At 66.2% G+C, this 12,332-nt stretch carries 12 protein-coding genes; 7 read left to right on the top strand and 5 right to left on the bottom strand.

Annotated features, from left to right (window positions below; genetic code table 11):
- Positions 1 to 95 precede the first annotated feature (95 nt).
- The 3 genes from ACCQ12_RS02385 to rpe form a co-directional block, all read right to left on the bottom strand.
- Positions 96 to 1,067, bottom strand: coding sequence for a pepsin/retropepsin-like aspartic protease family protein (locus ACCQ12_RS02385; RefSeq protein WP_166751770.1), 972 nt, complete (start codon positions 1,065 to 1,067; stop codon positions 96 to 98).
- A gap of 258 nt (positions 1,068 to 1,325) precedes the next feature.
- The gene (locus ACCQ12_RS02380; RefSeq protein ID WP_047693980.1) at positions 1,326 to 1,817 is read right to left on the bottom strand and encodes a GNAT family N-acetyltransferase; all 492 of its coding nucleotides are present in this window, start codon (positions 1,815 to 1,817) and stop codon (positions 1,326 to 1,328) included.
- Positions 1,814 to 2,485 carry a ribulose-phosphate 3-epimerase gene (gene rpe / locus ACCQ12_RS02375; protein ID WP_047693978.1) on the bottom strand — a complete coding sequence of 224 codons (672 nt, stop codon included), beginning with the start codon at positions 2,483 to 2,485 and terminating at the stop codon, positions 1,814 to 1,816. Before rpe ends, ACCQ12_RS02380 begins: the two co-directional genes overlap by 4 nt.
- Positions 2,486 to 2,614: 129 nt before the next feature.
- Here rpe and ACCQ12_RS02370 point away from each other — a divergent pair, with 129 nt between their 5' ends.
- Positions 2,615 to 3,454: an outer membrane protein gene (locus ACCQ12_RS02370; protein ID WP_372382843.1), complete on the top strand. Its 840-nt coding sequence runs from the start codon at positions 2,615 to 2,617 to the stop codon at positions 3,452 to 3,454.
- Between the two features lie 270 nt (positions 3,455 to 3,724).
- Here the strand turns inward: ACCQ12_RS02370 and ACCQ12_RS02365 are convergent, their stop codons facing one another.
- Positions 3,725 to 4,054, bottom strand: coding sequence for a J domain-containing protein (locus ACCQ12_RS02365; protein ID WP_039412744.1), 330 nt, complete (start codon positions 4,052 to 4,054; stop codon positions 3,725 to 3,727).
- A gap of 208 nt (positions 4,055 to 4,262) precedes the next feature.
- On the opposite strand from ACCQ12_RS02365, the gene ACCQ12_RS02360 reads away from it, so the two are divergent.
- From ACCQ12_RS02360 to ACCQ12_RS02335, 6 genes are all read left to right on the top strand, one after another.
- On the top strand, positions 4,263 to 5,189 hold the full coding sequence (locus tag ACCQ12_RS02360) for a phosphoribosylaminoimidazolesuccinocarboxamide synthase (protein WP_166751766.1): 927 nt from the start codon (positions 4,263 to 4,265) through the stop codon (positions 5,187 to 5,189).
- A 440-nt stretch (positions 5,190 to 5,629) separates the two neighbouring features.
- Positions 5,630 to 5,944, top strand: a complete 315-nt coding sequence (locus ACCQ12_RS02355; RefSeq protein ID WP_338063798.1) for a hypothetical protein — start codon at positions 5,630 to 5,632, stop codon at positions 5,942 to 5,944.
- Positions 5,945 to 6,181: 237 nt separating this feature from the next.
- Positions 6,182 to 6,718, top strand: a complete 537-nt coding sequence (locus ACCQ12_RS02350) for a hypothetical protein (RefSeq protein WP_179453519.1) — start codon at positions 6,182 to 6,184, stop codon at positions 6,716 to 6,718.
- Between the two features lie 73 nt (positions 6,719 to 6,791).
- A complete protein-coding gene (locus ACCQ12_RS02345; RefSeq protein WP_372382842.1) occupies positions 6,792 to 8,552 on the top strand; it encodes a peptidoglycan-binding protein in 1,761 nt (586 codons plus the stop codon).
- 446 nt (positions 8,553 to 8,998) lie between these two features.
- A complete protein-coding gene (locus ACCQ12_RS02340; RefSeq protein WP_372382841.1) occupies positions 8,999 to 10,594 on the top strand; it encodes a M4 family metallopeptidase in 1,596 nt (531 codons plus the stop codon).
- Between the two features lie 109 nt (positions 10,595 to 10,703).
- Positions 10,704 to 11,189 (top strand): Mpo1 family 2-hydroxy fatty acid dioxygenase, encoded by a 486-nt coding sequence (locus tag ACCQ12_RS02335; protein ID WP_039565773.1) that lies wholly within the window; start codon positions 10,704 to 10,706, stop codon positions 11,187 to 11,189.
- 156 nt (positions 11,190 to 11,345) lie between these two features.
- Here the strand turns inward: ACCQ12_RS02335 and ACCQ12_RS02330 are convergent, their stop codons facing one another.
- Complete coding sequence (locus ACCQ12_RS02330) at positions 11,346 to 12,248, bottom strand: NAD-dependent epimerase/dehydratase family protein (protein WP_047693965.1); 903 nt, start codon at positions 12,246 to 12,248, stop codon at positions 11,346 to 11,348.
- Positions 12,249 to 12,332: the final 84 nt, after the last annotated feature.

Below are 12,332 nucleotides of genomic sequence, written 5' to 3'. Positions count from 1 at the left end.
GACGACGGGCGGAGGCAGGATCAGCCTCCAATTTTCTTGAAGGCCGCTCCGATGGGGCGGCCTTCCTTTTGTGGCCATCGGACAGGCCAAACTGCCTACTTGAAAAAGATATGGCCGGTCTTGAAGTCGATCACGGCGTCATTCTTGAACATCAGGCCCGAAGCGAGCACACCGTCGTAGCGGGATTCGGCTTGGGATGAATCGTAGGCATTGCGATCCCACGCCTGCAGGGGAGCCGGGCGCAAATGCGTGCCGTCGAGGGTCAGCGTTGTCGGGCCGACAATGTCAAAGACCGGCACAACCGCGCCCGCCGGTCCGGCCTGCTGTTCGGGCCGAACCTTGAGGGTTAGCCGGTACCTGTCCTTCAACGTTGCGTCCACGGCATCACCTGCCGCCGTACTGACCAGCATTTTCGCCGGCACTCCGTTGATGGACGCAAGCACGTAATAGAGCTTGCCCTGGTCATCCCAGTGCATGGCGTGCTGGCTGTAGCCGGCCTTGACCAGACCGGCATCGAACGCTTGAGCGGCCGCGGCGCTTGCGGGGACGGCCAGTTGCCGGCGCCCGTAATCGATGATGGCGCCGCGGTCGTGCAACCACAGGCTGCCCAGCATGCCGTCCTTGAGTTTGCCGTCCGCAGCGTTCTGCAGCACTTCGAAGATTTCGACACGCTTGTTCCGGGCCACGTCGTCGCCAACCGAGATCTCGTTGGCGTGCCCGTATTGGCGGCCGAGCGCGCTGACCTTGCCTTCGGATTCGATGCCGAACGTGCGCTTTTCCCCCTCCAGCGCGATCCCCGCCAGGGCCGCATTGGCATGCGTGGTCTGCGTGTAGAACGACGCCAGCGAATGCAGCATCAACGAAAACGGCTGTCCGTTCAGGCGGGCCGGCACGAATGCGCGCACGCCAGAGGACTGACGGATGGTGAGCCTGGTCCACTGCAAGGGTGCGGCGACCACAGCGTCCGTGGAGACCGCGGCCGGCGCGGCCTGCAGCAGGCCCGGCCCAGCGAGCAGGCCGACGCCACCCAACACGGTGGCGACACAACGGGTGTAGAAGGAGTTCATCTGGCATCGGTGGCGCACATGGGGACACCGATGCTGAAAGGCCGCCCCATGCGAGGTCAACCGGCCGAAAGTCACAGGTTCAGGCCGGCTGTGACGTCCATCGCTCGAGACAACGGCAATGCCGGCGCTCGATTGCGCCGACAGCTGCCGCTCGCCCAGGTCGTTCAGCCACCACTGGCGCGCACCACTTTGCGGCTGAAGCCAGATCTGCGCGCCGGCGTAATGGCCCAACTTCCCGCGCCGACGCGACCGCTTCGCTCAGGTGCCGGCGGCAAACGCGGCCAGGCGTTCGCCATCGAGCCGGTAGACGGTCCAACCGTCCATCGGGCGGGCGCCGACCGCCTGGTAGAAGTCGATGGCCGGCTGGTTCCAGTCGAGCACCGACCACTCGAAACGCCCGCAGCCGCGCTGCACGGCCAGTTGCGCCAGATGCCGCAACAGCGCAAGGCCGGCACCGCGCCCGCGCGCCTGCGGGCGCACGAACAGGTCTTCCAGATACAGGCCGTTGCGGCCCAGCCAGGTCGAGTAATTGAAGAAATACACCGCAAAACCCAGCGCCTGGCCGTCCTGCTCGCAGATCAGTGCGTGCGCGGTGGCGCCGTCGCTGAACAGGCTGGCGTGCAGATCGTCCTGAGTGGCCGTCACCGCATCCGGCTCGCGTTCGTAGACCGCCAGCGCGGTGATCAACTCGTGCAACAGGGGCACATCCGCGGGCGTGGCACTGCGGATCTGCGGCGCGGGCTGGCTCATCGCGCCGCGTCCACGGCCGCGCGCATCTGTGCAATCACCTGCGCATAGTCGGGCGCGTTGAAGATCGCCGAGCCGGCCACGAAGGTGTCGGCACCGGCCGCGGCAATCGCGCCGATGTTGTCGGCCTTGACGCCGCCGTCGATTTCGAGCCGGATCGGCTTGCCGGTGGCGTCGATCTTGCTCCGGATTGCACGCAGCTTGTCCAGCGCCGACGGGATGAAGGCCTGCCCGCCGAAGCCCGGGTTGACCGACATCACTAGCACCAGATCCAGCTCCGGCAGCACCCAGTCCAGGATATCCACCGGCGTGGCCGGGTTGAGCACCAGCCCGGCCTGGCAGCCGTGCGACTTGATCAGCTGGATGGTGCGGTGCACGTGGCGGCTGGCTTCGGGGTGGAAGCTGATGGTGGTGGCACCGGCCTCGGCGAAGTCCGGCACGATGCGGTCCACCGGCTCGACCATCAGGTGCACATCGATCGGGGCGGTAATGCCGTGCTTGCGCAGCGCCTGGCAGACCATCGGGCCGATGGTGAGATTGGGCACGTAGTGGTTGTCCATCACATCGAAGTGCACCCAGTCGGCGCCGGCCTTCAGGACGTTGTTCACCTCCTCGCCAAGGCGGGCGAAATCAGCGGACAGGATGGACGGGGCGATCGCCGTCGATTGCATGGGCAGCTCGTAGGAAGACGGAAACCGCATTGTCGCAACCCGGCCCCGGCGAGGAAAGGCGTGCATCCGTGGCGGGCTCTGCTGCGTATGCCCTTGACCGGCGCGCCGCGCCCGACTTGAGGAGACTTCATGAAAACCACCCCGCTCGCCTCCGCTGCCATCGTCCTGCTGGCCCTGACACCATCGGCCTGGGCGCAATCCGGCCCGGCCGACTGGTCCGGCTTTTCCATCGGCGCCAATGTCGGCGGTGCCGATCCGGCCGGCGTCTCCGGTGGCCGCTTCGGCTTCGACACCAACCTGGATGGCCGTGACGGCGATCAGGTCAGCACCGCCACCGGTGCCGATGCGTTTTCTCCGGGCTTCTGCGGCGGGGCGGCCGCCGGCCGCACGCCGGCCAGCGGCTGCAGCAAGGACAAGGGCGGTGCCGAGTACGGTGCGCGGCTGGGCTACGACTGGCAGGTCGGCAACTGGGTCTACGGCGTGGTGGCCGAGTACACCCGCAACGACATCCGCGACAGCGTCAGCGCCTTCAGCACGACGCCTGCACTGTACACCTTCACCCGCCAGCTCAACCGCACCACCGCGCTGCGCGGCCGGATCGGCTATGCGTTCGGCGAGCAGGGCGACTACCTGGCGTATTTCACCGCCGGCGCGGCCCGCGGCGAGTTCGATCACAGTTTCGTCAGCAGCAACACCGCCAACAGCTTCACCGGCAGCGGCGGCGACAGCGCCAATGGCTACCAGGCCGGTGTTGGCCTGCAGCGTCGCTTGAGCGACAACGTGTCGGTGGGCGTGGAATACCTGTTTACGCGGCTGCAGGACGAAGACACCCGGGTGCGCGTCGGGCCGGGCACCGCGCCGGCGACCAACCCGTTCCTGCGTGTCAATCCGGCCGGCACCGATCTGCGTCGCACCGATACGGACTTTTCCACCAACGCGGTGCGGCTGACGGCGACGTACAAGTTCTGAGATTGCTGATTCGCAGTGCTGTTTTCCGGCCAGCGTTAGCTGCGCCGTGCAACACGGCTTGATGTCCTGGCCAGACCTGCGAATCACGCATCACTTCTGCATGTCACGCCAGGCCCCTCTTCCGTCGGGGTGAGAAGGCACACGCGCCACTGGCGCGTATGCCTTGGAGCGCAACTGGGGTTGACGGCCCCCACCCATTGGCGACTCGAGGTCCCCACTCACGCCGCGCACCGTTCTGGCGGTACCCACACACAACCACGCGCCATGCGATCAGCGCTTGCGCATCCGCTGGATACGATCGTAGGCGGCATTGATCTGGCTGGCCTTTTTCTCCGCCTGGCGGCGCGCTTCCGGCTCGGCGTTGGCCACCTTGTCCGGGTGATAGCGCGACATCAGCCGCCGATAGGCCAGGTCGATCTCGGCCGTGGTCGCGTCCGGCTCCAGCCCGAGGGCCTCATACGGGTTTTCCGCACGCCGCTTGAACCAGCCGGCATCCACTGCGTGGCCGATGGCCAGGCCGATCATCAGCCCCACGAACGGCGCGCCACGGAACAGCAAGGCGCCGGCCAGTGCGCCGAGCAGTTTTCCGTACCAGGACATGGGCGATCGGTGTGGGGAAGGCGGGTTGGCGATCTTACCCGAACGCCCGTCCGGCCTGGCTGACGGGCCCTCTACAGCCAGTAGGCAGAGCCGTCCGACAAATCCCAGCAGGGCGCCACGAAGCGCCGTACACTACGCGGCCCGCTGCCCACCCGCGGGCCCGCCGGGTCCCGGGGACAGCGTCATAGCGACGTCCTTAGGAGTGCCTGTGTCGACCACGCTGTTGCAATCCGATCTGCCCGGCCTGCCGTTGCGTCACCGTGGCAAGGTCCGCGATGTCTTCGATATTCCGCGCGACCGCCTGCCCGCCGACGCCCCCCCGGGCGACTACCTGTTGATGGTGGCCACCGACCGCCTGTCCGCCTTCGATGTGGTGCTGCCGGATCCGATTCCGGGCAAGGGCGAGATGCTGTGCCAGGTGTCCAACTTCTGGTTCCACAAGACCGACCACCTGATGCCCAACCACCTGGTCGACATCCGCGTGGAGCAGGTGCTGCCCGACGGTGTGGACCCGGCCCTGTACGCCAAGCGTGCCGTGGTGACGCGCAAGCTCAAGCCGGTGCCGGTGGAAGCGATCGCGCGCGGCTATCTGATCGGCAGCGGCTGGAAGGACTACCAGCGCACCGGCAAGATCAGCGGCATCGAATTGCCCGACGGCCTGCGCCAGGCCGAAAAACTGCCCGAACCGATCTTCACCCCATCGACCAAGGCAGCGGTCGGCGACCATGACGAGAACATCGACTTCGATGCGATGGTCAAAACGGTGGGCGCCGAACTGGCCGAACGCGTACGCGATGCCACCTTGCGCATCTACCGTTTTGCCGCTGATTTTGCCGCCGAACGCGGCATCCTGCTGGCCGACACCAAGTTCGAGTTCGGCACCGATGCCGATGGCCGCCTGTACATCATGGACGAGATGCTGACCCCGGACTCGTCGCGCTACTGGCCGGCCGACCAGTACGAAGTGGGCACCAGCCCGCCGAGCTACGACAAGCAGTTCGTGCGCGACTATCTGGAAACCCTGGACTGGGGCAAGACCGCACCCGGCCCCAGCCTGCCGGCTGACGTGATCGATCGCACCCGTGCGAAATATGCCGAAGCACTGCAGCGGCTGGCGGGGATTTCGGTCGATTGATGCTGTAAGCCCCGGGGACGGGGCTTTGGTCGGGCGGTCGCAGGGGGCGGATGTGCACTGGCACATCCGAGCGCAGCGAACGACAGCGGACGCGTAACCGATCACACGGCAATGCCCGGCCATCGTCCGTTCCTCAATGCGGGCCGGCGGTGGAGGCCTGCGCATTCACATGACGCAACCGGGCCGCCGATAGACTTTCGCCCGCGCACATGCCGCCCCGATAAGATCAGGAGGATCCATTGGCTAGTTTCCGTACGTCCCTGCCCGCTCTGGCATTGAGCCTTGCGCTTGCAGCCTGCTCTGCACAGGCGCCGCCGGCAGCCTCCACCGCCCCGGAATCGCCGGCCACTGCCTCGGCGACGGCACCTGCCGCAGCCACAAGTACGGCCACAGCGCCCGCAACCTCAGCCAGCTGTCCCGATGCCGACTTCCCTGCCTTCTTGAAGCGCTTCAGCGCAGAGATCGCAGTCCAGGAAAAGGCGACGGCCGACCCGTTGACCATGATCCAGATCGACCCCGAGGCGCAGCCCGAGCCGGCACCCGTGACGCGCGAGGTGCCATTGGCGCAAGTCAAATGGCCCGTCATTCCTGACCTGGCAGCGGTGCGCAGCAGCGGGCGCGAAGTGGTCGTCTCCCAGCAAGGCGACGGTCAGCAGGTGTTGATCCGCACCCCCGACACCGGCGACCAGCAGGTCTACCACTTCGCCCAGCGCCCCTGCTGGACATTGGTCAAGGTGGACGATCAGGCCCTGTAACCGGCGCGCTTGCCGCCACCGCAACCACCTACGTTTCAGGAGACCACCTTGCATCCATTTCGACTGACTTGCCCGGTGCTGGCCACTGCGCTGGCCATTGCGCTGGCCGCCTGCAACGGTCCGCAGGCTGCGGCAGGTGCGCCCGAGACGCCCGCGGCCACTGCAGCCGCTGCGACGTCGCAGCCGTCCACCCCCGCTTCACCAACTTCCGCCACATCGACACAAGGGACTGTACCCATGGGCACGATCGATTCCTTCGTTCCTGCTGGATCGAAGGCTCTGGAAACCATCCGCGGCGATCTGACCGGCGCGGGACGCTCCGATGCGTTGCTGGTGGTGTCACCGCCATCCACCGGTACCGAGAAACTCGGCGAGGGAACGCCGCGCACGGTGATGTTGCTGACCCAACAAGCCGATGGCGCGTTCCAGAAAGCGGCTGAAAACAGCAAGATCGTGCCATGTGCCCGTTGCGGCGGCCTGGCCGGCGACCCGTATGCGTTTTCACGCATTCAACCCGGTCAATTCACCATCTCCATCTCCGGCGGTTCGCGCGAGCGTTGGGCCGATGACTTCACGTTCAAGTACTCGGCAGACAAGCGCACCTGGTTGCTGGACAAGGTGGTACGTGATCTGTCCGATACCGAGACCGAACAACACAACACGCTGGAACTCACCACGAACGATTTCGGCATGGTGGCGTTCCAGGAGTTTGATCCCGCCACGCTGAAGAAGGCAGCGGCCCTGGACGAGGCCGCGGGCGAGAAAACGAATTAAAGGGACGTAATGGTTGGCGCGGACAAGGAAGGAGTCCGTTATTTCATGTTGCTGAGAAATGAGGAGTTACACCATGGCAACCGATCGCGAAACAGGGCTGCTGCAGTCGGCCTATGCAGCAGGCATTACCCAGCCCAAAGAACTGGCGAACTTCATGGCCCAGGTCGGCCATGAATCGATGGGCCTCAACCGGCTTGAAGAAGGGTTCCGCTATACGCGCGGGCCGTCGCAAGTCAGCTCGAAAGTGCGGTCAGCACTGCGCGAAGGGCCGGAGGCGTTGGAAGAAGCACGTCTGGAGGCGCTGCGTGGCCAGCCGGAAAAACTGGCCGAACTGATGTACGGCGGACGCATGGGCAATACCGAACCCGGCGATGGTTACCTCTACCGTGGCCGGGGCTACATCCAGCTCACCGGCAAGGACCAGTATCGCGCCGCAGGCGAAGCCCTGGATCTGGATCTGGTGGCACATCCCGAACTGGCTGCGCAGCCAGAAAATGCCTCGCGAATCGCTACCTGGTACTGGCAGAACAACGTTCCCCAGGCCGCCAGGCAGGACGCACATGCCGCCGGAGTGGCGATCAATGGCGGCGACCCGCCGAACGGGCTGGCCGATCGCGAAAACCGCTTTGCGCGCTGGCAGCGCGACATCACGCCGGAGCTGATGGGCAAGCTCGAACACGGCCAGCTCGGCCAAACGGTGGCGCCCGCGCAGCATGCGGCGCACGCACCGGTGCAAGCGGCAGGGTCGGGATCGTTCCAGACCACCATGGAGCGCATGCTGCCTCCGCAGAACGGCGTTGCGCCGCATATCACCGGTCACTACGGCGAGCACCGTAGCGCACGCGATCACGGCGGAACCGACTTCAATTACCAAGGCGGCCAGACCGGCCGTAACCTGCAGCATCCGACAGTGCATTCGCCCGTGGCAGGCACGGTCACGTTCGCGGGTGGCAATTACGGGACCGTCAAGATTCGCGATGCACAGGGTAATTCGCACGAGATCCTGCACCTGGATGGACTCAAGGTGAAGGAAGGCCAGACGCTGGCGGCGGGCGATGCCATCGGCACGATGGGTGGCCGCGGGCCGAACGGCAACAGCCAGTACGCACAGCATGTGCATTACCAGCTGCGCGATGCCAACGGCAAGCTGACCAGTCCGGAGACGTTCTGGAATCAGGGCCACCAGCAGGAGTCGGGCGCACGCCACGCCCAGCCTGCGACAGCGGCCGGCAACGGCACGCTGCGTCATGGCGAGCAAGGCAGCGAGGTCGGCAAGCTGCAGCAGGACCTCAACCGCCTTGGCGTGCGCGATGCGCAGGGCAATCGGCTTGCCGAGGATGGGCGCTTTGGCGACAACACGCGCGAAGCGGTGATGGCGTTCCAGAAGCAGCATGGGCTGCAACAGGACGGGATCGTTGGCCGCAACACGCAGGCGGCGTTGTCGGCTGTGCCGGCACACACGCAGGTGCCTACACGCGAGGCCCCGGTTGCAGCGCCGACCGGGCCCTCGCTCACCGATGCGTCGCATCCGGACCATGCATTGCACAACGCAATCCGCAGCAGGCTGCCGGGCATGATCTCCAACGATGCGGCCGCCCATGTCACGCTGCAGGCCAAGCAGAACGGCATCGACAGCGCGGACAAGCTGCAGAGCGTGACGGTGCAGGATGGCAAGGCGTTCGTCATGGGCACCACGCCGGGTTTCCGTGCGGCGGTGGATCTGAACCAGCCTGCGCCGCCGCTGGAGCAGACCAGCGCGCAGCTGCTGGCCGGCCAGGCCCAGCAGCACCAGGTCCGCGAGGAGCAGCAGAAGGTGGCAATGGGCGCGCGCTGAGGTGTGACGGGTGCAACCAAAAAGCCGGCCAGTGGATGGCCGGCTTTTTCATGCGCGGCTACACGCGTCGGCGCGATTGCATCCTGCCTGGCCGCGGCCGACACGGTGCGCGTTGTGATCACCGCGACCATGGCGCGCCACATGGACTGTACGCAGTGAGCGATCTGCAACGCCCGACGCATTCCCAGTCATCGGTCGTAGCGCACGTGCAGTTGCCAAGCCACGTTCAAGCAGGACAGATCGGTACGGCGACCGGCCATCCATCGCAGTGCGATACGTTGCCCAACGCAATGTGGCCCGACGCACAGAACGCAATACGCCGGTAATTTTTACTATTGCAATGTCCAGGACTGTGCAAGGTTGTCTGCCGGCACCTGCTGCCGATCGCGACCGGCCGTGCGTCATCTCGCCGGTTTTTGCATTGCACGTTCTGGGAGAGAGTCGTCATGCAATTCCATGTACTGGGCGCAGCCATCTGCTGCGCGCTATCGTTTTCTGCTGCCGCTGGTGCGGCCGATCTTTCTGCAAATGCGGCGGTCACGCGTGCGCAGACACTACTGGGGAATACCGCGTCGGCCATGGCCAATCGTGCGCCGGCCGATGTCTTTGTCGCGCGTGACAGCATCGTCGATGCCGATGGCAGCGAGCATGTGCGCTTCGATCGCACCTACCGAGGGCTGCCGGTGATCGGCGGCGACGTGGTGGTGCATTCGCGGCGTGGGGTGATGCGCCAATTGAGTCAGACCCTGGACACGCCGGTGCGTCCGGACCTTGCGCCCGGCATCGACGCCACCACCGCGCTGCGTGTGGCCGGAGCGCAGTTCGACGTGCCGCAGGATGCCGCGCCACGTGCAAGCCTGGCACTGTACGCGCGCCGGGGGGCGCCACGGCTGGCGTACGAGGTGATCTACAGCGGCATCAAGCCGGATCAGACGCCGACCGAAATGCATTACATCGTCGATGCGGTGGATCAACGCATCCTCGACTCCTGGGACACGGTACATACCGCCTGCGCGGGTGGCACCAGTGCCGCCGGCACCGGGCGTTCGTTGTACGCGGGCAGCGTGGGCCTGGCGACCACGCGGTGCAGCAGCGGCTTCGAGATGACCGATCTGGGCCGCGGTGGCGGCGCCACCTACAACATGCGCAACAGCACCTCGGGCAACGGCACGCTGCTGACCGATGCCGACAATGCGTGGGGCAGCGGCGCCAGCAGCGACACCACCACGGTGGCGGTGGATGCGCACTACGGGGTGTCGCTGACCTGGGATTACTTCAAGACCAGCCACGCGCGCAGCGGCATCGCCAACGACGGCAAGGGTGCGCGTAGCCGCGTGCATTACGGCAGCCGTTACAACAATGCCTTCTGGTCGGACAGCTGTTTCTGCATGACCTTCGGTGATGGCGACGGCAGCACGTTTACACCGCTGGTGTCGGTGGACGTGGCCGGGCACGAGATGACGCACGGGGTGACCAGTCGCTCGGCACGGTTGGTGTACTCGGGTGAGTCCGGCGGCCTGAACGAGGCCACCTCCGACATCATGGGCGCGATGGTGGAATTCTCCGCCAACAACAGCGCGCAGCCGGGCAATTATCTGATCGGCGAGAAACTCATCGCCGGCAACAGCAGCGGCACGCTGGCCTTGCGCTACATGTTCAAGCCGAGCCTGGACGGCGATTCGCCCGATTGCTATCGCAGCAATCTGGGCTCCATCGATGTGCACTACAGCTCCGGCGTGGCGAATCATTTCTACTATCTGCTGGCCGAAGGGGCGGTGGTGCCGAGCGGTTTCGGCGCGGGCACCAGTTACAACCTGACCCCTGCCGGGCTGGTCTGCAACGGCAATACCGCGCTGACGGCCATCGGCCGCGCCGCTGCCAGCCGCATCTGGTATCGCGCGCTCACCGTCTACATGACCTCCTCCACCAACTACGCAGCCGCGCGTCGGGCCACCCTGAGCGCGGCCACCGATCTGTATGGCGGCACGTCCACGCAGTACCGGGCAGTGGCTGCCGCCTGGAGTGCGGTGTCGGTCAACTGACCTGCACCGGTCCCTGCCACGCGATTGCGGCGTGGCAGGGACCGGTCCTCTGCGTAGTGCCACCACGGCCGTTCGCACGCGTATGCTTGGGTCATTCCTGGGAGGGAACATGACCGAACGCACCACGACCGCGCGACCGATCGACCGCTATTTCGCCAGCTATTCCGACGACCACCGCAACGACACCAATCAGCTGATCCACGTGGTGGCGGTGCCGGCCATCCTGTGGTCGGTGGTGGGGCTGCTGTGGTGCATCCCGGTGGGCGGCACCTGGTTCAGTAGCGGGGTCTGGGCGGCGCTGGCGATGTTTGCGGCGTGGTCGTACTACAACCGGCTGTCGCGCCCGCTCGGGCTGGGCATGCTGGGGATCTTCTTTTTCTTCGGCTGCCTGTGCCGGCTCATCGAAGGCCGGGTCGGTCTGGGCGGCGTGTTCACCAGCGCGTTGTCGGTCTTCGTGCTGGCGTGGATCGCCCAGTTCGTGGGGCACAGGATCGAAGGCCGCAAGCCGAGCTTTCTCACCGACCTGACCTATCTGCTGATCGGGCCGATCTGGGTGTTGGCCAAGGTGTACCGGCAGCTGGGGTGGCGTTACTGAGACGGGCGGTGGCGCGGGGCTCGCCCGCTGTCGGCCGGCGTCATGCGCGGCGTTGCCTGCGGGTCATCGCCTCGTCGCGCAGCACGCCACGCGGCGACTGGCGCTTCAAGGCCTGCAGGCGCATCTGATACAGGCATTGCCGGCCAAGTCAGCGCGTCATTCGCCGATGCCGAGCTCTTCCGGCAATGGCCGGAACGCGCGCGGCGCGTAACCGAAATCGCGACGTGCCGGCTCCAGGTCGAACACCAGATCGTCGCGCATGCGCTGCAACGCGGCCGCATTCATGCCACGCAGCCGCCCCAGGCGTTGCGCCGTGGTCAGCGCGAACCCGAACAGGCCCGGTGGCACCTGATACAGCCGCGCCGGTCGCGGCAATGCCGCCAGCACGCGCTCCACCATCTGCGTGTAGGCCAGCACTTCACCGCCGCCCAGGGCATAGCTGCGTTGCTGGGTGCCGGGTTGGCCGATCACCGCCAGCGCGGCGCTGGCCAGGTCATCCACGTGCACCGGTTGGCGCAGGCCGGTGGCGTTGGCGGGCAGGACGAAGGCACCGGTGCGCTGCGCCAGCCCGGCGATCTGCGTCAGCGTCTTGTCGCGTCCGGCACCGTACACCAGGGTCGGACGCAGCACGGTGGCGGTGGCACCGCGCGCCTGCGCTGCGGAGAACAGCGCCTGTTCGGCATGGGCCAGTCGCTGCGCGACGTCGCGCTCGGCCGCATCGATGGAATGTTCCTTGACCTCCACACTGGTGGAGCCAAACGCCACGATGCGCGGTGCAACCACGGGGTTTTCTGCATACCAGCGGGCGAAATGGTCCAACGGCCCGCAGCTGAAGATCACCTCGAACGCCTCGCCCGCGGCGGCCGGCATCGCCAGATCCCCTTGTCTCCAGATCAATCCAGCGCGCGCGGCGCGCGGCTGACGCGACCAGGCGGTGACCTGCCAGCCGCGACTCAGCAGACGGGTCAGCAGGCGCTCGCCAATCTGCCCGCTGCCGCCGAACACCAGGGCGCGCGGCGCAGAAACGGCAGTGGTCGGAGCGGGGTGGGTAGCGGTCACAGGGCAACGGTGCAGGCGGGAATGACGGCAGCATACCCAGTACACCGCGCAGTTGCGTAGCCATCTGGCGGCCCATCCGCGCGT

It is taken from the genome of Xanthomonas sp. NCPPB 1068, assembly GCF_041479385.2.
GTDB lineage: Bacteria > Pseudomonadota > Gammaproteobacteria > Xanthomonadales > Xanthomonadaceae > Xanthomonas > Xanthomonas cannabis.
The sequence above is the reverse complement of the archived record's forward strand: the minus strand, read 5'-3'. Positions and strand labels throughout refer to the sequence as shown.

What these genes read in the sequence shown, in the direction of transcription:
- ACCQ12_RS02370 (WP_372382843.1), top strand. Translation starts at nt 2,615, where the DNA reads ATGAAAACCACCCCGCTCGCCTCCGCTGCCATCGTCCTGCTGGCCCTG.
- rpe (WP_047693978.1), bottom strand. Translation starts at nt 2,485, where the DNA reads ATGCAATCGACGGCGATCGCCCCGTCCATCCTGTCCGCTGATTTCGCC.
- ACCQ12_RS02365 (WP_039412744.1), bottom strand. Translation starts at nt 4,054, where the DNA reads ATGTCCTGGTACGGAAAACTGCTCGGCGCACTGGCCGGCGCCTTGCTG.
- ACCQ12_RS02345 (WP_372382842.1), top strand. Translation starts at nt 6,792, where the DNA reads ATGGCAACCGATCGCGAAACAGGGCTGCTGCAGTCGGCCTATGCAGCA.
- ACCQ12_RS02340 (WP_372382841.1), top strand. Translation starts at nt 8,999, where the DNA reads ATGCAATTCCATGTACTGGGCGCAGCCATCTGCTGCGCGCTATCGTTT.
- ACCQ12_RS02335 (WP_039565773.1), top strand. Translation starts at nt 10,704, where the DNA reads ATGACCGAACGCACCACGACCGCGCGACCGATCGACCGCTATTTCGCC.
- ACCQ12_RS02385 (WP_166751770.1), bottom strand. Translation starts at nt 1,067, where the DNA reads ATGAACTCCTTCTACACCCGTTGTGTCGCCACCGTGTTGGGTGGCGTC.
- ACCQ12_RS02350 (WP_179453519.1), top strand. Translation starts at nt 6,182, where the DNA reads ATGGGCACGATCGATTCCTTCGTTCCTGCTGGATCGAAGGCTCTGGAA.
- ACCQ12_RS02380 (WP_047693980.1), bottom strand. Translation starts at nt 1,817, where the DNA reads ATGAGCCAGCCCGCGCCGCAGATCCGCAGTGCCACGCCCGCGGATGTG.